This is a genomic window from Allobosea sp., from assembly GCF_051860145.1.
Classification (GTDB): Bacteria; Pseudomonadota; Alphaproteobacteria; order Rhizobiales; family Beijerinckiaceae; genus Allobosea.
In genome coordinates this window covers 58,044-79,271 of sequence record NZ_JBHYEM010000020.1, presented here as the reverse complement: position 1 = coordinate 79,271, position 21,228 = coordinate 58,044, and the positions used below count along the sequence as shown (strand labels likewise).

Genomic DNA, 21,228 nt, shown 5'->3' with positions numbered 1-21,228 from the left:
CGCGGCCTGCAGGCGCTCGCGCCGCCGCCCCGAGACCGCCGAATGCCACAGGCCGGGCCGCACGCCGAAGCGCGCCTCGAACCGGTCGATGAATTGCGCCGTCAGCGCGATCTCCGGCATCAGGATCAGGCTCTGCCGCCCGAGCCTGATCGCCTCCGCGACAGCCTCGAAATAGACCTCGGTCTTGCCTGAACCGGTGACGCCTTCGAGCAGGGTCACGCCGTAGGCGGCCGCCCTGACCGAAGCCGCCAGCGCCGTGGCGGCCACTCCTTGAGCCTCCGACAGGGCCGGCCGTGCATGGTCGGGATCGGGACGGTCCGCGACCGCCTCGCGCGGCAGCGGCTCGATCGCGAAAGTGCCGGCATCGACGAGCGAATCGATCACCGCGGTGCTGACCGAGGCCGCCTCGGCCAGGGCCGATTTCGCGATCAGCAGGCCGCCTTCGGCCGCCGCGATGGCACGGGCGCGGGCCGGGGTCATCCGCGCCGGCGGCGGGCCGACGAGCCTGACGCCCAGCTTCGGCCGCTCCGGCGTATCGTCGGGAGGGCGCCGCAGCGCCAGCGCCAGCACCGAGCCCTTGGCGGCGAGCGTGTACCACGCCACCCAGTCGACCAGCTTCATCAGAGCCGGATCGAGCGGAGGCATATCGTAGAGGCCGCTGACCCGCTTGAGATTGCCGCCGCGCCCGGAACCGAGGCTCCAGACGACGCCCACCGTCTCGCGCGGGCCGAGCGGCACCTGCACGACATCGCCCGGCTTCAGCACCAGGCCGTCGGGCACGGCGTAGCTATAGGCCTGGTCGAGCGCGAGCGGGATCAGCACGTCGACCGTGCCGCCGCCTTCCGCGTTCGTCTGTTCCTCGCTCATGCGGCCGTGTCTAGCACCGATTCGGTCCCTGTTAAGGTGACACCGTCATGCTCGGGCTTGACCCGAGCATCTCCTCGGGAGTCAGGCGCGGGTAGAGATGCTCGGGTCAAGCCCGAGCATGACGGCAGGCAAGCCATGACAGATTTCGAGACCCTCCGCCGCGACTGGCTCGCTCATCTCGCCAGCGAGCGCCGGCTCTCGCCCAAGACGCTCGAAGCCTATGGCCGAGACCTCGGCCAGTTCGCCGCCTTCCTCGATAGCCATCTCGGCGGCGCGCCGACGCTCGCCGACATCGCCGCGCTGAAGCCGCTCGACCTGCGTGCCTTCCTCGGCCAGCGCCGGCGCGACGGCGTCGGCAACCGCACCCTGATGCGCCAGCTCGCGGCCTTGCGCTCCTTCGCCCGCTTCGGCGAGCGCAAGGGCAAGTTCACCGCCTCGGCCTTCGCCGCGACGCGCGGACCGCGCATCGGCAAATCGCTGCCGCGCCCGCTCGACGCCAAGGCGGCGAAAGCCGTCACCCAGGCCGATATCCGCGCCGGCGAGGAACGCGAGGCCTGGATCCTGGCTCGCGACGCCGCCGTCCTCGCCCTGCTCTATGGCTGCGGCCTGCGCATCTCCGAGGCCCTGGCGCTGTCGCGGGCGCAGGCGCCGAAAAGCGCCTCGGAAACGCTGACCGTGATCGGCAAGGGCCAGAAGACCCGCATGGTCCCGGTGCTGCCGGTCGTGGTCACGGCGATCGAAGAATACCTGTCGCTCTGCCCCTGGCGCCTGCCGCCGGAAGGTCCGCTCTTCCTCGGCGCCAAGGGCGGGCCGCTCTCGCCGCGCATCATCCAGCTCGCGGTCGAGGGCTTGCGCGGCGCGCTCGGCCTGCCCTCTTCAGCGACGCCGCACAGCCTGCGCCATTCCTTCGCCACCCATCTGCTCGGGCGCGGCGGCGATTTGCGGGCGATCCAGGAGCTGCTCGGCCACGCCTCGCTCTCGACGACGCAGATCTATACCCGCATCGATTCGGCCCGGCTGATGGCGGCCTATGACGCTGCCCATCCGCGCGCCGGGCGCTGACCACGGCATCCCCCTTGCTTCCGCCCCGGAACCCGGCCATTGCGCGCCCTCGTCCGGGGGAATCCGAATCATGTCGTCGCCTGCAACCGAAGCCGCCGAGACCGTCTCGAGCGGCAACAAGCGCATCGCGCTCCTCATCGCGCTGCTGGCGCTGATGCTCGCCTTCTCCGAGATCGGCGGCAAGAACGCCGAGCAGGACGCGGTGGCGAAGAATATCGAGGCCTCCAACCTCTGGGCCTTCTTCCAGGCCAAGACGATTCGCGCCACGACCCTACGCACCGCGACCGAGGCGATGGAGGTCGAGCTCGCCGCCGTGACCGACCCGGCCAGCCGCGCGCGCATGGAGAAGCGCATCGAAACCTGGAAGCAGACTGCCGCCCGCTACGATTCCGAGCCCGAGACCAATGAGGGGCGCAAGGAACTGGCCGCTCGCGCCAAGGCGGCGGAGGCCCAGCGCGACGTCTCGAGTGCGCGCGACGACAAATACGACATCGTCTCCGGCCTGCTGCAGATCGCGATCGTGATCTCCTCGGCCGCGATCATCACCGGCGTGACGCTGCTGGCCTTCACCGGCGCCGGCCTCGGCCTGCTCGGCTTTGCCCTGATGCTGGTGGCGCAGTTCGCACCGACGGCGCTGTTCTGACAGCGCGCCCACCGTCATTGCGAGGAGGCGCAGCCGACGAAGCAATCCAGGGGAGTGCGTGAGACCCTCTGGATCGCTTCGCTGCGCTCGCGATGACGAATGTATTCCGGCGCAGCTCACATCGGCGGACGCGGCCAGGGCACCTCACCGCCGCGCAAGCCCTCCCAGGCCTTCGCCATTCTCAGCACGCCGAGATCGTCGAAGCGGCGCCCCGTGATCTGCAGGCCGATCGGCAGGCCGTCCGGGGTCAGCCCGGCATGAACCGAAATCGACGGCTGGTCGGACATGTTCGCCGCGACCGTGAAGGTGATGTGCTCGAACGGCCGCTGCGGATCATGGATCGGCGAGGCCAGCTCCGCCGCATAGGCCGGCACCGGCGAGACCGGCGACAGCACGAAATCGAAAGGCGCGCAGGCCCGCAGCGACGCGTCGCGCATCGCGATCATCTGGCTCATGCCACGATAGACCTTGTCGCCGCTCAGGTTCCGCCCGCCCTCTGCCCAGGCGAAGATATAGGGCAGCACCTTGTCCTGCTTCTCCTTCGGCAGGCCGCCGATATCGGCCCAGGCGCGCTGGCGCCAGAAATCGTCGAGCCCGTCCAGCATCTCCCGCGTCAGGAAGGGCGCCACGGGTTCGATCGTCGCGCCGGCTGCCGCGAAGGCCTTCGCCGCCGCCTCGACCGCGGCCCTGGTCGCGGGCTCGACCGGCAGGCCGATCCCGGCATCGAGCTGCAGTCCCAGCCGCAGGCCCTTCACATCGAGGTCGAGCGCCATCCAGTCGATCTCCTGCGGCGGCAGGCTCATGCCGTCGCGGCTGTCCGGCTTCGACAATTCGCGCATCATCAGCGCCGCATCCGCGACCGTCCGCGTCATCGGCCCGGCGACGCGGCCGTAATAGCTCGGGTCGATCGGCACCCGGCCGAAGCTCGGTTTCAGGCCGACCAGCCCGCACCAGCCGGCCGGCAGGCGGATCGATCCGCCGATATCGGTGCCGACATGCAGCGGCCCGTAGCCGGCGGCTCCCGCCGCACCCGCGCCGGCCGAGGAGCCGCCCGGGTTCCTGCTCACGTCCCAGGGATTGCGCGCCAGCGCATGGAAGCTGGAAAGCCCGGAGGAGAGCATGCCGTAATCCGGCATCGTGGTCTTGGCGAGGATGACGCAGCCGGCCTCGCGCAGGCGGGCGGCGGGCGGTGCGTCCTCCGCCGCCGGGGCGAGGTCGCGCGCCGCGGTCCCGAGCGGCACGGCTACGCCCTTCGTCGCGATGTTCTCCTTGATCGTGCCCGGCACGCCGTCGAGCGCCAGCGCCTCGCCCCTGAGCCAGCGCGCCTGCGAGGCCTTCGCCATCTCCCGGGCGCCGGCAGGGTCATAGGCGTAGAGCGCCTTGAGCTGCGGCTCGCAGGCCTCGATCCGAGCGATCACCGCCTCCGTCACTTCGACCGGCGAGAGCTCGCGAGAGCCGTAGGCCGCCAAAAGGTCCTTCGCGCTCAGATCGGCAAGATCGGTGGACATGTCGGGTTCCTCAGAGTGCCGTTCAACGGCTTCGCCGCAGGCGCGGATCGATCGCGTCGCGCAAGCCGTCGCCGAGCAGGTTGAAGCCCAGCACGGCCATCGCGATGGCCGCGCCAGGAAAGATCGCGAGCCAGGGCTGCACCGCCATGAAGGTCTGCGCCTCGTTCAGCATGCGGCCCCAGGACGGGTTCGGCGGCTGCGTGCCGAGCCCGAGATAGGAAAGACCGGCTTCGGCCAGGATGGCTAGCGCGAACTGGATCGTCGCCTGCACCACGATGACGCCGCCGATATTGGGTAGGACATGGCGGAAGGTGATCTGCAGCGGCGTCAGCCCGGCTGATCGCGCCGCCTGGATATAGTCGCGCGTCCAGACCTGGATTGCCACGCCGCGCGCCAGCCGCGCGAAATAGGGCAGGTTCAGGATGGCGATCGCGACGACGGCGTTGAGCATGCCGGGCCCGGCGATCGCGGTGATCATGATCGCCGTCAGCACCGCCGGGAAGGCATGGGTGAAATCGGCCGTGCGCATGATCAGGTGGTCGACGAAGCCGTCGCGCCGGATCGCGGCCAGAAGCCCGAGCAACGTGCCCAGCACGAGCCCGAGTCCGACCGCACCCAGCCCCACCGCCAGCGAATTGCGCGCGCCGACCATGATCATCGAGAACACGTCGCGGCCGAACTGGTCGGTGCCGAACCAGTTGGCGGCCGAAGGCGGCTTCAGCCGGTTGAGGATCGCCATCTGCGTCGGCTGATGCGGCGTCCACAGATAGGAGATCAGCGCGGCCGCGACCACGAGCCCGGTCAGCAGGAGGCCGAGCAGGAAGGACGGGCCGGCCCACCAGCGCCGGATCCGGACCGGTTCTTCGGCCGCCGTCATGAGGCTTCCCGCAGGCGCGGATCGATCAGCCCGTAGAGCAGCTCGACCGCGAAATTGACGATGATCGCCAGCGCCGCGAACAGCATCACCAGGTCCTTGACCACGATCAGGTCGTGCTGGGTGATCGACTGGAAGACGAGCCGCCCGAGCCCAGGCAGCGCAAAGACGTTCTCGATGATGATCGCGCCGGCGATCAGCACCGAGAATTGCAGCCCCATGATGGTGACGACCGGGATCAGGGCGTTGCGCAGGGCGTGCCGGACGACGGTCGCCGGCTCGGCCAGCCCCTTGGCGCGGGCGGTGCGGACGAAATCCTCCTGCAGCGTGTCGAGCATCGACGAACGCGTCACCCGCGCCAGGATCGCGGCCTGCGGCAGGGCGAGCGCGAAGGCCGGCAGCAGCAGCGCCTTGATGGCGGGCCCCGCTCCGGCATGCCAGCCCGGAAAGCCGCCGGCCGGAAACCAGCCGAGCCCGATCGCGAAGCACAGGACAAGCAGCAGCCCGAACCAGAAATTCGGCACGGCCAGTCCGAGCTGCGCGAAAACCATCACCGCTGCGTCGGCCGGGCGGTTGTGGTTCGCCGCCGCGAGCAGGCCGAGCGGCACGCCGATCAGCGTCGCGAGCACGATCGCCGCCAGCGCCAGCGGCAAGGTCACCAGCATGCGCTCGCCGATGAGCTGCGAGACCGGCACGCGATAGGTGTAGCTCAGGCCGAGATCGCCGGTCAGCAGGCCGCCGACCCAGGCCAGGAACCGGACCGGGGCCGGCTTGTCGAGCCCCATCTCCAGCCGCAGCGCCGTCAGCGCCTCCGGCGCGGCGTTGAGCCCGAGCGTCACCGCGGCCGGGTCGCCCGGCAGGATCTCGAGCGCGACGAAGATCACCAGTGCCGCCCCGGCCAGCGCGGCGACGAGCGCGACGACCCTGCGCGCGAGATAGGACAGCACGACCTAGCGCCAGCGCACCTCGGCGAGCGGCGTGATCGGCAGCGGCCAATCGGTCCACATGCCCTCCAGCCCTGCAGCCGTCACCGTGATCTTCGGCAGCACGAACAGGAAGCCGTTGACCGCGTCGCGGGCGAGGATGCGCTGCGCCTCGCGATACATCTCGTTGCGCTGGCCCTCGTCGAGCGTCACCGCGATCTTGGCCATCAGGGCCTTGAACTCGGGATTCCTGTACTGGAAGTAGTAGTCGTCGCGGGCATAGATATCGATGTCGAGCGGCTCGGTATGGGCGATGACGCTGAGATCGAAATCCTTGCCGCGGAAGACGCGCTCCAGCCATTGCGGGAATTCGAGCGGCTCGATCGCGGCATTGATGCCGATCTGCGCCAGCAGCGCCGCGATGATCTCGCCCGAGCGTCGCGCATAGGCCGGCGGCGGCAGCTTCAGGGTGCAGTTGAAGCCGTTGGGGAAGCCGGCCTGCGCCAGCAGCGCTTTGGCCTTGGGAATGTCGACGGGATAGGTGCCCGTCAGATCGACATAGGCCGGATGCAGCGGCGAGAAATGGCTGCCGATCAGATCGACGTCGAAGCCGTAGACACCGAGCGCGATGGTCTTGCGGTCGAGCACATGCGCGATGGCCTGGCGCACGCGCAGGTCGTTGAAGGGCGGCTTGGCGTTGTTGATGGCGAGGACGACCTCGCCCTCGGTCTTGCCGAAGGTGACCTTCAGCTTGAGATCGGCCTTGAGCTGCGGCACGGCCTCCGGCGCCGCCAGATTGGTCTGGGCGTCGACATCGCCGGCCCGCAGCGAGGCAACCTGCGCCTGCGGATCGGAAATGAAGCGGAAGGTCGCCCTGGCCAGCGCCGGCTTGTCGCCCCAATAGCCGTCGAAGCGCTCGAGCTCGAGCCGGTCGCCACGGTTCCAGCGCGTGAACTTGAACGGGCCGGTGCCGATCGGGTTGGTCTTGTTGTTGGCGGCGCTCGCCGGCGCGACGATCACGGCGTCGCCCCAGGCGAGCCCGTAGAGGAAATTCGCCGTCGGCTGCTTCAGCTTGATCACCACCGTCGCCGGGTCGGGCGTCGCGATCTCGGCGATCGGCACGAAGAGCTGGCGCTGGGCATTGGTCGAGTCGGGCGCCACCGCCCGCTCGAACGAGAACTTGACCTGTTCGGCGCTGAAGGGCGTGCCGTCATGGAAGGTGGCGCCGCGCCGCAGCTTGAAACTGTAGGTGACGTTGTCGGGCGCGATCTCCCAGCTCTCTGCCAGGCAGGGCACGATCTTGCCGGTCCGGTCCATCTTGACCAGGCCCTCGAAGATGTTCTGCAGCGTGACCTCGCGGATCGCCTGCGCCGCGCCCGATGTCGGATCGAGCGTCGGCGGCTCGAGCGTCATGGCGATGATGACGCTGTCCTTGGCCCTGGCCTGGCTCTGAGCCGGGCTGGGCAACTGCGCCATGAGCGCGGACGCGCCCGCTCCGGCAAGAAGGTCACGCCGCGTCGTCATCGTCTGCTCCCGGCTCCCATGTCGCAGTGCAAGATGCGCGGGAGACGGGCGGGAGGCAAGGGTGCTTGCGGGTAACCGGCCCGTCATGCTCGGGCTTGACCCGAGCATCTCCGGAAAGAGATTCTCGGGTCTGCGCTACGCTCCGCCCGAGAATGACGACCTTGTCAGACGAAGTAGTCCGGATGCTTGGCTTGCAGATGGACCAGGTCCGGCAGCAGCGTGCCGAGATGGGTGCGCATTGCCGCCGCCGCCTCGCTGGCGCGGCCCTTGCGCACGGCATCGAGGATCGAGAGATGCTCGCGGATCACCATCTCCATGCGCCCGGGCACGGGCAGGGTCATGCGCCGGCAGCGGTCGATCTGGCTCTTGGCGGCCTGCGCGATCTTCCAGATCCCGGGATAGCCGGCCGCCTCGGCCAGCGTCTCGTGGAAGGCCTCGTCGGCGAGGTGGAAATTCTCCTGGTCGCCGGCATCGAAGGTCTCGTGCTGCCGCGCGATCATCGCGTCGAGCCGGGCGATGGTCTCGGGCGTCGCGATCTGCGCCAGCAACTCGACCGTGGCGCATTCCAGGGCCTGCCGGATGAACACCGCCTCGGGAATCGCGCCGACGGGAATGCGCGCCACGAAGGTTCCGGCCTGCGGGAAGATCTCGACCAGCCCCTCCTCCTTCAAGCGGATCAGGGCCTCGCGCACGGGCGTGCGGCTGACGCCGAAACGCGTGGTCAGCTCCTTTTCCGTGAGCGCTGCCGCCGGCCTGAGCTCCATGGCGAGGATCGACCGCCGGAGATCGTCCTGGACCAGCGAGGCAGCGGTCGATCTTGCCGCCGGCCCGGCGTCGCGGCGCTGCGGCCGCCGTCCGCGCCGTGCCGGATCGTTGCCGCCGGCGGCCTCCGGCATTGCCTCGTCCTGCGCCCGCCCATTCTCCATTCGCTCACCTGCCCGTCCTGAAACCGATCAAGCGGGTATCACAACGGGCTTTGACATACTAGTATATTAGTTTATTGACCCGACGCCTCCTGCGCCTCTACACTGGGCGCCGTTCAATTCAGGACCGTTAGCTGATGCTGTTGCACGATGATCGCCTCTTTCCCGCGGACCCGGTGACGCGCGGCATCGCGCGCCGGCTCTATGCCGGGATTCGCGATCTCCCGATCATCTCGCCGCACGGCCATACCGACCCGCGCTGGTTCGCCGAGAACGCGCCCTTCCCCGATCCTGCGACGCTTCTGGTCAAGCCCGACCACTACATCTTCCGGATGCTCTATTCGCAGGGCGTGCGCCTCGAGCAGCTCGGCATCCCCCGCAAGGATGGCGGCCGAGGAAAAAACAAGGTCGAGGCCGACCCGCGCGCGATCTGGCGGCTCTTCGCCAGCCACTGGCATCTCTTCCGCGGCACCCCGACGCGACTCTGGTTCGAGCATGCGCTCTCCGGCGTTTTCGGCATCAACGAACGCCTGAACGTCGAGAATGCCGACCGGATCTACGATCGCATCGCCGAGAAGCTGGAGCAGGACGAGTACCGCCCGCGCGCCCTGTTCGAGCGTTTCAACATCGAGGCGATCGCGACCACCGAGGGCGCGCTCGACGAGCTGAAATGGCACGACATGATCCGGGACTCGGGCTGGGCCGGCAAGGTCGTCACCGCCTATCGCCCCGACAGCGTCGTCGATCCGGAATTCGAGGGCTTCAAGGACAATCTCGAACGCTTCGGTGAGCTGACCGGCGAGGACGTCACGAGCTGGAGCGGCTATCTCGCCGCCCACCGCGCCCGCCGCGCCTATTTCAAGCAGCGCGGCGCGACCTCATCCGACCATGGCCATGCCACGGCGCGCACCGCCAACCTCTCGCAGGCCGAATGCGAGAAGCTTTTCGCCAAGCTCCTGAAGGGCAAGTTCTCGGCCGAGGATGCCGATCTCTTCCGCGGCCAGATACTGACCGAGATGGCCAGGATGAGCCTCGATGACGGCCTCGTCCTGCAGATCCACCCCGGCTCCTTCCGCAACCACAACCCGCATCTGTTCGAGGTCTTCGGCCGCGACATGGGCTCCGACATCCCGCGCCAGACCGACTACGTCACGGCGCTGAAGCCGCTGCTCGACGCGGTCGGCAACGAGCCGAACCTCACGGTCATCGCCTTCACGCTGGACGAGACCAGCTATTCGCGCGAGCTCGCGCCGCTGGCGGGACACTATCCGGCGCTGAAGCTCGGCCCCGGCTGGTGGTTCCTCGATGCGCCCGAGGCCATGCTGCGCTTCCGCGAGCTGACCACCGAGACCGCCGGCTTCTACAACACCGTCGGCTTCAACGACGATACCCGCGCCTATCTCTCGATCCCCGCGCGCCACGATGTCGCCCGGCGCTGCGACTGCGCCTATCTCGCCAAGCTCGTCGCCGAGCACCGGCTCGACGAGGACGAGGCTGCCGAAGTCGCCCATGACCTCGCCTACCGCCTGGCCAAGGAGGCCTATCGCCTGTGACCAGCGCCGAGATGATCGACGAACGCCAGGCCGCGCATCCGCGCGACGTCAGGCGCTATGACACGCAGGCCCTGCGCCAGGATTTCCTGGTCGAGCGCGTCTTCGTGCCGGGCGAGCTGACCCTGACCTACAGCCATTACGACCGCATGATAGTCGGCGGCGCCATGCCGATCGCCTCGCCGCTGACGCTCGATCCCTTCGCGCCGACCGGCACGCCCTTCTTCCTCGCCCGGCGCGAGCTCGGAATCATCAATATCGGCGGCGCCGGCACCGTGACCGTCGATGGACAGCGCTTCGATCTGCCCAATCTCGACGCGCTCTATGTCGGCCTCGGCGCCAGGGACGTCGCCTTCGCCAGCACCGACCCGGCCAATCCCGCAAAATTCTACCTGACCAGCGCGCCGGCCCATCGCGAGGCGCCCCATCAGATGCTGCGCCAGGCCGATGCCAACACGATGCATCTCGGCAGCACCGAGACCTCGAACAAGCGCACCATCCGGCAATATCTGATGCCGAACACCACCGGCACCAACCAGCTCGTCATGGGCATGACGGCGCTGGAACCCGGCTCGGTCTGGAACTCGATGCCCTGCCACACCCATACGCGGCGGATGGAGGCCTATCTCTATTTCAACCTCGACCCGGCCCACCGCGTCTTCCATTTCATGGGCGAGCCGACTGAGACCCGCCATCTGCTCGTCGCCAACGAGCAGGCCGTGATCGCGCCGAACTGGTCGATCCATTGCGGCTGCGGCACCTCGAACTACGCCTTCGTCTGGGCCATGGCCGGCGACAATGTCGAGTTCACCGACATGGACGCCGCGCCCGTCGAGACGCTGCGCTGATGGCCGCCCGCTCGCCCTTCGATCTGTCGGGCCGCGCGGCACTGGTCACCGGCGCCAATACCGGCATCGGCCAGGGCATCGCGCTGGCGCTGGCTGAGGCCGGGGCGACGGTCGTGGCAGCGGGGCGCTCGGCCATGGACGAGACCGTGGCGCTCCTGCGGCAGGCCGGCGGCGCCTGCCTGCCGCTCCAGGCCGATCTCCAGCAGAACGGCGTCGCGCCGCGCGTCATCGAGGAGGCCACCGCGCTCGCCGGGCCGCTCGACATCCTGGTCAACAATGCCGGCATCATCCGCCGCGCCGACGCGCTCGACTTCGGCGAGGCCGATTGGGACGAGGTGATGAACCTCAACCTCAAGGCCAATTTCTTCCTGGCCCAGGCCTTCGCCAGGGCGGCGCTGGCGGCCGGCCGCGGCGGGAGCATCGTCAACATCGCCTCGCTGCTCTCCTTCCAGGGCGGCATCCGCGTCGCCTCCTACACGGCGAGCAAGAGCGGTCTCGCCGGGCTGACACGGCTGCTCGCCTGCGAATGGGCGCAGCACGGCATCAACGTCAATGCGATCGCGCCCGGCTATGTCGAGACCAACAACACGCAGGCGTTGCGGGCCGACACGGAGCGCAACGCCGCGATCCTCGCGCGCATCCCGGCCGGGCGCTGGGGCAAGCCCTCGGATATCGGGGGCGCCGCGGTCTTCCTGGCGAGCGACGCCGCCGCCTACATGCACGGCGCCGTCATCCCCGTCGACGGAGGCTGGCTGGCACGATGACCGAGCGTCTCAATTCATTCTTCCAGCATGAGCGCGACATCGCCTGGGAGGCGACCGAACCGGGCGTCAGGCGCAAGATCATGGCCTATGGCCCGGACCTGATGGTCGTGCGCGTCGCCTTCGAGGCCGGTGCGGTCGGCAGGGCGCACCAGCATCCGCACCGCCAGGCGTCCTATGTCGAGAGCGGCGTCTTCGACGTCACCATCGACGGGCGGACCGGCCGGCTTTCCGCCGGCGACACATTCTTCGTGCCCGAGAACCTCGTTCACGGCGTCACCGCCGTCGAGGCCGGGCAGTTGATCGATTCCTTCACGCCGATGCGGGGGGAATTTCTCTAAGGCCGCGACCGGCAGGTGCCGGCGCGGCTCCCAGACACGGGGCAAGAACGACCGGAAAAAGCCGGCGGATCGAAAACGGGAGGAACCTCATCATGCTCACCAGACGCACGCTCTCCATCCTTGCAGGCGCGGCCTTCGTCGCGGCGACGGCCGGCACGGCCCAGGCGCAGAATGTCACCCTGCGCTCCACCGACATCCATCCGGACGGCTATCCAACCATCGAGGCGGTCAAGTACATGGGCCAGCTCCTCGAGCAGAAGACCAACGGGCGCATCAAGATCAACGTCTTCCACTCGGCCCAGCTCGGCCAGGAGAAGGACACGATCGACCAGACCCGGTTCGGCGTCATCGACATGAACCGCATCAACATGGCGCCGTTCAACAACCTGATCCCGGCGACCAACGTGCCGTCTTTGCCCTTCATCTTCCGCTCGGTCGACCACATGCGGAAGGTCATGGACGGACCGATCGGCGACAACCTGCTGAAGGATTTCGAGAAGCACGACCTGATCGGCCTCGCCTTCTACGATTCCGGCTCGCGCTCCTTCTATAATTCGAAGCGCGCGATCAACAGCCCGGCCGACATGAAGGGCCTGAAGATCCGCGTCCAGCAATCGGACATGTTCGTCGCCCTGGTCTCGGCGCTCGGCGCCAACGCCACGCCGATGAATTTCGGCGAGGTCTATTCCGGCCTGCAGACCGGCGTCATCGACGGCGCCGAGAACAACTGGCCCTCCTATGAATCGACCCGGCATTTCGAGGTCTCGAAATTCTATTCGCAGACCGAGCACTCGCTCTCGCCGGAGGTGCTGGTGATGTCGAAGAAGAGCTTCGACAAGTTCAACGCCGCCGACCAGGCGCTGATCAAGGCCGCCGCCAAGGAATCCGTCGCCAAGATGCGCGAGCTCTGGGATGCGCGCGAGAAGGCCTCGGAGGCCAAGGTCAAGGCCGGCGGCGCGCAGGTCAACGCTGTCGAGAAGCAGCCTTTCATCGACGCGATGAAGCCGGTCTACGACAAGTTCGTCACCGACGCGAAGCTGAAGGACATGGTCGCCGCGATCCAGGCGGTGAAGTGAACTGATTGGCGGGCGTCCGCGCCGCGCCGATCCAGCATCGTCATCCCGGACAAGCCGCGAAGCGGCGCCGATCCGGGATCCATGCCTGACCGTTCCGGCATGGATCCCGGGTCTCCACTTCGCTCCGCCCGGGACGACGGCCCGGATGAGACGACGAAGACCGCAGATCTCACAGCAATCGAGTGCCCCAATGCACGCCTTCACCCAAGTGCTGACCCGCATCGCGGCCAAGCTCAGCCTCGCCTCCCTGCTGCTGGCGGGCGCCGGCCTCGTCGCCATGACCGTGATGGTCGCCTGGGGCGTGTTCGGCCGCTACGTGCTCAACGACACGCCGACCTGGGTCGAGGCGATGTCGCTCTGGCTGATGGCCTGGTTCATCCTGCTCGGCGCCTCGGTCGGCGTGCGCGAGAGCGACCATCTCGGCTTCGAGGTCGGGCTCGCTTTGTCGCCGCCGCCGCTGCGGGCCGCGCTGATCATCCTCACCGAGCTGCTTGTCGGCATGTTCGGGCTCGCCATGCTGCTCTATGGCGCGCAGCTCGCCATCGGCACCTGGAGCGACCGCATGCCGATCATCGGCATCTCGCGCGGCTGGGACTACATCCCGATGGCGGCCGGCGGCGGCCTGATCGCCCTGTTCTCGCTCGAGAAGCTGATGCTCTTCCTCACCAAGGTAAAGGCGGCGCCGCTCGGCTTCAGCCATTTCTCCTCCGCGCAGGAAGTCTGAGCCATGGAACTCTGGGTCCTGTTCGGCGTCTTCGCGCTCTTGCTGCTGATCGGCACGCCGGTCGCCTTCTGCCTCGGCATCGCCTCGCTGGCGACGGTCGCCTATATGGGCCTGCCGCCCGTCGTCGTCTTCCAGCAGATGAATTCCGGCATGAACGCCTTCGCGATGATGGCGATCCCGTTCTTCATCTATGCCGGCGACCTGATGATCCGCGGCGGCATCGCCGAGCGGCTGATCCAGATGGCCTCGAGCCTGGTCGGCCATCTGCGCGGCGGCCTCGGCCAGGTCAATGTCGTGACCTGCACCCTGTTCGGCGGCATCTCCGGCTCGGCCGTCGCCGATGCCTCCGCGGTCGGCGGCCTGATGATCCCGCAAATGGTCAAGCGCGGCTATGACGCCGACTATGCCGTCAACGTCACGGCGAATGCGGCGATCATCGCGCTCCTGATCCCGCCCTCGCACAACATGATCATCTATTCGCTCTCGGCGGGCGGCAATATCTCGATCGCGGATCTCTTCACCGCCGGCATCATTCCCGGTCTGATGCTCTGCGTCGCGCTGATGATCGCGGCCTGGGCCGTCGCGGTCAGGCGCGGCTATCCGCGCGAGGCCTTTCCGGGCTTCGCCGCGGTGGGGCGCTATGTCGTGGCGGCGCTGCCGGGCATCCTGCTGATCTTCATCATCTTCGGCGGCGTCCGCTCGGGCGTCTTCACCGCGACCGAATCCTCCTGCATCGCCGTCGTCTACGCGATCCTCATCACCGTCCTCGTCTATCGCCAGCTCAGCTGGAACGCCTTCCTGGAGGCGACGCTCGGCGCCGTCCGGACCACGGCGATGGTGCTGCTGGTGATCGGCGCAGCCGGCGCCTTCGGCTGGCTGATGGCCTTCCTGCAGGTGCCGCAGGCGACGATCGCCGCGATGAAGGCGGTCTCGGACAACCCGCTCGTCATCCTGCTGATGATCAACATCATCCTGCTGGTGCTCGGCACCTTCATGGACATGGCGCCGATGATCATCATCTGCACGCCGATCTTCCTGCCGGTGGTCAAGGCCTTCGGCGTCGACCCGGTGCATTTCGGCGTCATCCTGATCCTGAATGCCGGCATCGGGCTCAACACCCCGCCGGTCGGCTCGGTCCAGTTCGTCGCCTGCGCCATCGGGCGCGTCTCGATCGGGGAATCGATGCGCACGATCTGGCCCTTCTACGGCGCCAGCGTTGCCGTGCTGCTGCTGGTGACCTATGTGCCTGCGATCTCCCTCTGGCTGCCGAGAGTGTTCCATTGACGAGATTGTCGTCGCAGACCCTGGGCCGCCTGCCGGCCTCCATCCGCCGTCCCGCCTATGATCGCGCAGCGCTGCAACCCGGCATCGTCCATCTCGGGCTCGGCGCCTTCGCCCGCGCCCATCTCTGCGAGTACACCGACGATGCGCTGGAGCGCGACTTCGGCGCCTGGGGCATCGTTGGCGCCAGCCTGCAACGCCCGGACCAGCGCGACCGGCTGAAACCGCAGGACGGGCTCTACTGCTTCCTGAAACGCGCGCCCGAGGGTCCGCAGCTGCGCATCATCGGCTCGGTGCTCGACGTGCTCGTCGCGCCGGAAGACCCCGCGGCTTTGGTCACGCGCCTCGCCGCCGCCGAGACGCGCATCGTCTCGCTGACCGTCACCGAGAAGGGCTATTGCCACGACCCGGCAACCGGCCGCCTCAAGGACGACCACCCCGACATCCTGCACGATCTCGAGCATCCCGACGCGCCGCGCTCGGCGATCGGCCTGATCGTCGCGGCCCTCAGGATCCGCAAGCGCGAGGGGCTCGCCCCCTTCACGGCGCTGAGCTGCGACAACCTTCCCCATAACGGCATGGTCCTGCACGGGCTCGTCCGCGATTTCGCGGCGCTGCGCGACGATGCGCTCAGCCAGTGGATCGAGGCCAACGGCGCTTTCCCCGCGACGATGGTCGACCGCATCGTGCCCGCCACGACAGAGGCCGACATCGCCGAAGTCGCCGGCCTGCTCGGCCTGAAGGACGCCGCGCCGGTGATCGGCGAGCCTTTCCGGCAATGGGCGATCGAGGATGCCTTCGCCCTGGGCCGTCCAAAATGGGAGGATGTCGGCGCGCAAATGGTCTCCGAGGTGGCGCCCTTCGAGTTCATGAAGCTGCGCATGCTCAACGGCGCCCATTCGAGCCTAGCCTATCTCGGCTATCTCGCCGGCCACGAGACGGTCGCGCAGGCGAGCGGCGATCCGATCCTCGCCCGTTTCCTGCAGGGCCTGTGGGGCGAGATCATTCCGGCCGTTCCGGCGCCGCAGGGCGTCGATCTCAAGGCTTACGCTGGCGACCTGCTCTCCCGTTTCCAGAACCCGGCGATCAAGCATCGCACCTGGCAGATCGCCATGGACGGTTCGCAGAAGCTGCCGCAGCGCCTGCTCGGCACGATCCGCGACCGGTTGAAGGCCGGCGCCTCCATCGACCATCTCGCCCTCGGCGTCGCCGCCTGGATGGCCTATGTCGCCGGCACCGACGAGGCAGGCGCGCCGATCGACGTGCGCGATCCGCTGGCGACCGAGTTCGCGCGGATCAGCGCGGCGGCCGGCCGCGACGCCGGGGCGCTCAGCCAGGGCCTGATCGGCATCGAGGCGATCTTCGGCGCCGACCTGCCGCATCAGGCGACGTTCACGCAGGCCGTGGCGCGCCATCTCGAAAGCCTGTTCGCGAAGGGCGCCAAAGCGACGGCGGAAGCGGTGTCAGCGTGAGCTGAAGAAGGGGAACCCCGCGCGAAACTTCTTGATCATATCGCTGTTCTCTCTCCAGATACGGCCATGCTACGGCTCGCCATACTTGCCTGCATTTTCTGCGCCGGCACGGTCCTCGCCATCGCGCAATCCGCCGTCACCGTCCCGAATTTCTGGGACGGCAGGATCAGGCTGGACCGCCCCGAGCCCGGTCCGCCGCGCGTGGTCCGCTTCCTCACCGACGATGATTATCCGCCGCTGCATTTCGCCGCTGCCGATGGCGGCCTGACCGGCTTCTCGGTCGAGCTCTCCCGCGCCATCTGCGAGAAGATGCTGTGGACCTGCACGGTCCAGGCCCGGCGCTTCGACACCCTGCTCGACTCGCTGGCCGAGGGGCGGGGCGATGTCCTGGCCGCGGCCATGACGCTGACGCCGCAGATCCGCAGCCGCTTCGCCGCGAGCCATCTCTATTTCCGCTCGCCCGCCCGCTTCGTCACGACGAGCGGCAATGCGCAGCCGGAGCTCGACAGCCGCACCCTGCAGGGCAAGCGCGTCGCCGTCGTCGCGGGCACGGCGCATCAGGCTTTCCTCGACCGGTTGATGCCCTTCGTCCAGCGCCGGGAGGTGCCCAATCTCGCCGCGGCGCTCGCCTCGCTGCGCAGCGGCGACGCCGAATTCATCTTCGGCGACGGCGTCGCGCTCGCACTCGCGCTGGGCGGCCGCAACGGCGGCGAACTCGCCTTCACCGGCGGCCCCTATCTCGAGAGCCGCTATTTCGGCGAGGGCATCGGCTTCCTGATGCGCAAGGACGAGCCCGGCCTGCAGCGCGCGATCGACTATGCCCTGCAGGCGCTCTGGGACGACGGCACCTATGCGCGCCTCTACCTGCGCTTCTTTCCGGTGAGCCCGTTCTGATCAGGTTCGGCCGGCCGGCGTCTCGTTGGCGATCTCGCCCGCCAGCGCCTGCTTGGCCACGGCTGCGAGCCATCCGGCCGTGGCGGGCAGGATCGCGTCGTTGAAATCGTAGCGGTTGTTGTGCAACTCGCCGTCAGTGGCGATCGGCCCGTTGCCGATCCAGACATAGGCGCCGGGACGATGCTTCAGGAAGAACGGGAAATCCTCGCTCGTCGTGCTCGCCGGGATGTCGCGCCGCAGCGCGAGCCCGGCCGCCTGCGCCGCCGTCGCCGCGATCTCCTCCTCCAGCGGCGTGTTGATCGTCGCGACGCCGCCCGTGATGAAATCGACCGTCGCACTCATCTCATAGGTCGCCGCGATATTGTTGGAGATGTCGCTCAGGCGCTGCATGACGCGGTCGCGCACCTCCGTCCTGAAGGTCCGGAACGTACCCTCGATGAAGACGCTGGTCGGGATCTGGTTCGACGCCAGCCCGCCATGGATCTGCCCGACCGAGACCACGGCGCTGTCCATCGGGTCGACATTGCGGGCGACGATGGTCTGCAGCGCCATGATGAGGCTGGCCATGGCGGTGATCGGGTCGCGCGCCAGGTCGGGCTTGGCGGCATGGCCGGCGGTGCCGTTCAACGTGATCTTGAAGCGGCCGGGCTCGGCCATCACGGGGCCGCGATGCACGGCGACGGTCCCCGCCTCCAGCCCGGGCCAGTTGTGCAGCCCGAAGACGCGCTCCATCGGGAAGCGTTCGAACAGCCCGTCGGCGATCATCGCCCGCGCGCCCTGCCCGTTCTCCTCCGAGGGCTGGAACAGGAACTGGACGGTGCCGGCCCAGCTCTCGTCCCGCGCCAGCAGCGCGGCGGCCCCGAGCAGCGAGACGGTGTGGCCATCATGGCCGCAGGCATGCATGACGCTCGCCTTGCCGGACTTGTAGGGCAGCTCGTTCGCCTCCTCGATCGGCAGCGCATCCATGTCGGCCCGCAGCCCGACCGACCGGCCCGAATTGCCGCGCGTCAGCGTCGCGACGACGCCATGGCCGCCGATTCCGGCGGCAAAGGGGATGCCGAGCTCACCGAGCTTCTGCTGGACGAAGCCCGCGGTCTCGCTCTCCTGCTGCGACAGTTCGGGATGGGCATGGAGATGGCGGCGCCACGTCGTCAGCGTGTCGAGGAGGGCTTTGTCCAAGGCATTGTCCTTTCCGGCAATGGCGGCAGCCTATACCGCCTGATCGGGCCGACAAGCCGCGTCCGGCGGATGCCCCGGCCCCTCGACATGCATTGACGCGCCCCGCACCGATCTGCGAAAGCCCGTGCCTCGCCTTTCGCGATCTTGCTTCCGCACAACCGGAGAGGACAGCGCCGACCATGCCCGCCTTCGACCCCGCCCTTGTCGACGCAGCCCAGCGTTCGGCCTCCTGGCCGTTCGAGGAGGCGCGCAAGCTCGTGGCGCGGATCGAGAAATCGGGAAAGAAGGAGGTGCTGTTCGAAACCGGCTACGGCCCGTCGGGCCTGCCGCATATCGGCACCTTCGGCGAGGTGGCGCGCACCTCGATGGTCCGCCAGGCGTTTCGCGTCCTGACCGGCGACAAGGTGCCGACCCGGCTGATCTGCTTTTCCGACGACATGGACGGGATGCGGAAGATTCCGGACGGCGTGCCGGATCGCGCGTTTCTCGAGCCGCACCTGCACAAGCCGCTGACCGCGGTGCCGAACCCGTTCGGCGGCGACGACAAGAGCTTCGGCGACCATAACAACGCGATGCTGCGCCGCTTTCTCGATGCCTTCGGCTTCGACTACGAGTTCGCCAGCGCCACGGAGTATTACAAGTCCGGCAAGTTCGACGCGGCGCTGATCCGCGCCGCCGAATGCTATCACGAGATCATGGCGGTGATGCTGCCGACACTCGGCGCGGAGCGGCAGGCGACCTATTCGCCCTTCCTGCCGATATCGCCGACCACGGGCCGGGTGCTCTACGTCCCGATGAAGGCGGTCGACGCCAAGGCCGGCACCATCACTTTCGCGGATGAGGACGGCGCCGAGACCACGGTGCCCGTCACCGGCGGCCATGTGAAGCTGCAATGGAAGCCGGATTTCGGCATGCGCTGGTATGCGCTCGGCGTCGATTTCGAGATGTTCGGCAAGGACCATCAGACAAACGCGCCGATCTACGACAGGATTTGCGAGATCCTCGGTGCGCCCGCGCCGCAGCATTACGTCTACGAGCTTTTCCTCGACGAGATCGGCCAGAAGATCTCGAAGTCGAAGGGCAACGGCGTGACGATCGACGAATGGCTGACCTATGCGAGCCCCGAAAGCCTGTCGCTGTTCATGTATTCGCGTCCGCGCGAGGCCAAGAAGCTGCATTTCGACGTGATCCCGCGCGCGGCCGACGAGTACCTGCAATTCCTCGGCGGCTATGAGCGGCAGGACTGGAAGAACCGGCTCGGCAACCCGGTCTGGCACATCCATTCCGGTAGCCCGCCCGCGCCGGAGCTGATCGCCGCCGGCGAGGGCGAGAACGCGCCGAAGACGCTGGTCACCTTCGGCCTGCTGATGAACCTCGTCGCCGTCGCCAATACCGAGGACAAGGGCGTGCTCTGGGGCTTCCTCCAGCGCTACGCGCCCGGCATCTCGCCCGCGACCCATCCGCGGCTCGATGCGCTGGTCGGCTATGCGATCGCCTATTTCCGCGACTTCGTGAAGCCGGCCAAGTCCTATCGCCTGCCCGACGAGACCGAGCGGGCCGCCTTCCTCGCGCTCGACGCGGCGCTCGCCGCCCTGCCGCCCGAGGTCGGCGCCGAGATGGTCCAGGACGCGGCGCTCGACGTGGCGCGGGCGATCCCGCGCTATCAGAACCCGAACGCCAAGGGCGCGACGCCCGAGCGGCCGGGCGTCACCGGCGAGTGGTGGAAGGCGATCTACCAGGTGATGTTCGGCGAGGATCAGGGACCGCGCTTCGGCTCCTTCGCCGCGATCTACGGCATCGGCAATACCCGCAAGCTGATCGCCAAGGCGCTCGCAGGCACGCTGCTGGCCGAGCACGAGGCGTTCCTGGCGGGGCGCAAGGCGGGCTGACCCCGTCATTGCGAGGAGCGCAGCGACGAAGCAATCCAGAGGCCTCGCGCAACCTCCTGGATTGCTTCGCTGCGCTCGCAATGACGGAAGGGCCCGGCATGGACAAAGGGATGAACATGGCGACTTCCGCGCAAGCCGTTGAACTTGCCATCCGCGCGCGCCGCGCCGTGCGCGCCTTCCTGCCCGACCCGGTCGATCCCGCGCTGGTCCGCCACCTGCTCGAACTCGCCGCCCGGGCGCCGAGCGGCACCAACATGCAGCCCTGGAAGGTCCGCGTGCTCGGCCCCGAGAGTCGCGCCCGGCTCGAGGCCGGCCTGCTCGCGGCGCTCGACGATCCCGATTTCAAGCCGAAGGAGGAATACCGCTACTATCCCCAGACCTTCACCGAGCCCTACCAGTCGCGCCGCCGCAAGGTCGGCTGGGACCTCTACGGCCTGCTCGGCGTCGTGCGTGGCGACCATGAGGGCATGAAGCGCCAGACCGCCTACAACCTGCGCTTCTTCGGCGCGCCGGTCGCGCTGATGGTGACGATCGACCGCGATCTCGAAATCGGCTCCTGGCTCGATCTCGGCATGTTCGTGCAGAATTTCCTGATCGCGGCGCAGGGCCATGGGCTCGACACCTGCCCGCAGGCGATCTTCGCCCGCTTTCATCCGGTCGTGCGCGAGGCGCTTGCCATCCCCACCCACGAGGTCGTCGTCTGCGGCATCGCGCTCGGCCATGCCGATCCGGATGCGCCGGCCAACCGCCTCGTGCCCGAGCGCGAGCCGGTCGAGAATTTCACGACCTGGCTGAAGTGACGCCCGTCATGCTCGGGCTCGACCCGAGCATCTCCTGAAAGAGATTCTCGGGTCTTCGCGATGCTACGCCCGAGAATGACGGCAATCCA

General features: G+C 68.1%; 20 protein-coding genes. 13 read left to right on the top strand and 7 right to left on the bottom strand.

Annotated features, from left to right (window positions below):
• A partial coding sequence (locus ACTIF2_RS23270) for a primosomal protein N' family DNA-binding protein (RefSeq protein ID WP_439499506.1) occupies positions 1–867 on the bottom strand: 867 nt, incomplete at its 3' end.
• Between the two features lie 135 nt (positions 868–1,002).
• On the opposite strand from ACTIF2_RS23270, the gene ACTIF2_RS23265 reads away from it, so the two are divergent.
• Positions 1,003–1,929: a tyrosine recombinase XerC gene (locus ACTIF2_RS23265; RefSeq protein WP_439499505.1), complete on the top strand. Its 927-nt coding sequence runs from the start codon at positions 1,003–1,005 to the stop codon at positions 1,927–1,929.
• A 70-nt stretch (positions 1,930–1,999) separates the two neighbouring features.
• Entirely contained in the window at positions 2,000–2,572 is a 573-nt protein-coding gene (locus ACTIF2_RS23260; protein WP_439499504.1) for a DUF4337 domain-containing protein, read from the top strand.
• Between the two features lie 116 nt (positions 2,573–2,688).
• On the opposite strand, the gene ACTIF2_RS23255 is transcribed toward ACTIF2_RS23260, so the two are convergent.
• The 5 genes from ACTIF2_RS23255 to ACTIF2_RS23235 all read right to left on the bottom strand — a co-directional run bounded on the left by ACTIF2_RS23255 (position 2,689) and on the right by ACTIF2_RS23235 (position 8,297).
• Positions 2,689–4,080 (bottom strand): amidase, encoded by a 1,392-nt coding sequence (locus ACTIF2_RS23255; RefSeq protein ID WP_439499503.1) that lies wholly within the window; start codon positions 4,078–4,080, stop codon positions 2,689–2,691.
• Between the two features lie 22 nt (positions 4,081–4,102).
• Positions 4,103–4,957, bottom strand: coding sequence for an ABC transporter permease (locus ACTIF2_RS23250; RefSeq protein ID WP_439499502.1), 855 nt, complete (start codon positions 4,955–4,957; stop codon positions 4,103–4,105).
• Positions 4,954–5,901 (bottom strand): ABC transporter permease, encoded by a 948-nt coding sequence (locus tag ACTIF2_RS23245; protein WP_439499501.1) that lies wholly within the window; start codon positions 5,899–5,901, stop codon positions 4,954–4,956. Before ACTIF2_RS23245 ends, ACTIF2_RS23250 begins: the two co-directional genes overlap by 4 nt.
• Before the next feature lie 3 nt (positions 5,902–5,904).
• Positions 5,905–7,401, bottom strand: a complete 1,497-nt coding sequence (locus ACTIF2_RS23240) for an ABC transporter substrate-binding protein (protein WP_439499500.1) — start codon at positions 7,399–7,401, stop codon at positions 5,905–5,907.
• A 164-nt stretch (positions 7,402–7,565) separates the two neighbouring features.
• Positions 7,566–8,297: a GntR family transcriptional regulator gene (locus tag ACTIF2_RS23235; RefSeq protein ID WP_439499499.1), complete on the bottom strand. Its 732-nt coding sequence runs from the start codon at positions 8,295–8,297 to the stop codon at positions 7,566–7,568.
• Between the two features lie 164 nt (positions 8,298–8,461).
• Between ACTIF2_RS23235 and uxaC the strand changes: the two genes are divergently transcribed.
• From uxaC to ACTIF2_RS23190, 9 genes are all read left to right on the top strand, one after another.
• Entirely contained in the window at positions 8,462–9,877 is a 1,416-nt protein-coding gene (gene uxaC, locus ACTIF2_RS23230; RefSeq protein WP_439499498.1) for a glucuronate isomerase, read from the top strand.
• A gap of 11 nt (positions 9,878–9,888) precedes the next feature.
• Entirely contained in the window at positions 9,889–10,722 is an 834-nt protein-coding gene (gene kduI, locus ACTIF2_RS23225) for a 5-dehydro-4-deoxy-D-glucuronate isomerase (protein WP_439499510.1), read from the top strand.
• On the top strand, positions 10,722–11,486 hold the full coding sequence (gene kduD, locus ACTIF2_RS23220; RefSeq protein ID WP_439499497.1) for a 2-dehydro-3-deoxy-D-gluconate 5-dehydrogenase KduD: 765 nt from the start codon (positions 10,722–10,724) through the stop codon (positions 11,484–11,486). Before kduI ends, kduD begins: the two co-directional genes overlap by 1 nt.
• The gene (locus ACTIF2_RS23215; protein ID WP_439499496.1) at positions 11,483–11,824 is read left to right on the top strand and encodes a cupin domain-containing protein; all 342 of its coding nucleotides are present in this window, start codon (positions 11,483–11,485) and stop codon (positions 11,822–11,824) included. Before kduD ends, ACTIF2_RS23215 begins: the two co-directional genes overlap by 4 nt.
• Positions 11,825–11,916: 92 nt before the next feature.
• The gene (locus ACTIF2_RS23210) at positions 11,917–12,900 is read left to right on the top strand and encodes a TRAP transporter substrate-binding protein (RefSeq protein ID WP_439499495.1); all 984 of its coding nucleotides are present in this window, start codon (positions 11,917–11,919) and stop codon (positions 12,898–12,900) included.
• Positions 12,901–13,090: 190 nt separating this feature from the next.
• Positions 13,091–13,624: a TRAP transporter small permease gene (locus tag ACTIF2_RS23205; protein WP_439499494.1), complete on the top strand. Its 534-nt coding sequence runs from the start codon at positions 13,091–13,093 to the stop codon at positions 13,622–13,624.
• Positions 13,625–13,627: 3 nt separating this feature from the next.
• On the top strand, positions 13,628–14,908 hold the full coding sequence (locus tag ACTIF2_RS23200; protein ID WP_439499493.1) for a TRAP transporter large permease: 1,281 nt from the start codon (positions 13,628–13,630) through the stop codon (positions 14,906–14,908).
• The gene (locus ACTIF2_RS23195; protein WP_439499492.1) at positions 14,905–16,377 is read left to right on the top strand and encodes a mannitol dehydrogenase family protein; all 1,473 of its coding nucleotides are present in this window, start codon (positions 14,905–14,907) and stop codon (positions 16,375–16,377) included. The genes ACTIF2_RS23200 and ACTIF2_RS23195 overlap by 4 nt, the downstream gene beginning before the upstream one ends.
• 66 nt (positions 16,378–16,443) lie before the next feature.
• Entirely contained in the window at positions 16,444–17,271 is an 828-nt protein-coding gene (locus ACTIF2_RS23190) for a transporter substrate-binding domain-containing protein (RefSeq protein WP_439499491.1), read from the top strand.
• Here the strand turns inward: ACTIF2_RS23190 and ACTIF2_RS23185 are convergent, their stop codons facing one another.
• Positions 17,272–18,450 carry an amidohydrolase gene (locus ACTIF2_RS23185; RefSeq protein ID WP_439499490.1) on the bottom strand — a complete coding sequence of 393 codons (1,179 nt, stop codon included), beginning with the start codon at positions 18,448–18,450 and terminating at the stop codon, positions 17,272–17,274.
• A gap of 179 nt (positions 18,451–18,629) precedes the next feature.
• Between ACTIF2_RS23185 and ACTIF2_RS23180 the strand changes: the two genes are divergently transcribed.
• Positions 18,630–20,339, top strand: a complete 1,710-nt coding sequence (locus tag ACTIF2_RS23180) for a lysine--tRNA ligase (protein WP_439499489.1) — start codon at positions 18,630–18,632, stop codon at positions 20,337–20,339.
• A 116-nt stretch (positions 20,340–20,455) separates the two neighbouring features.
• Positions 20,456–21,139 (top strand): nitroreductase, encoded by a 684-nt coding sequence (locus tag ACTIF2_RS23175; protein ID WP_439499488.1) that lies wholly within the window; start codon positions 20,456–20,458, stop codon positions 21,137–21,139.
• The last annotated feature ends 89 nt before the right edge of the window (positions 21,140–21,228 follow it).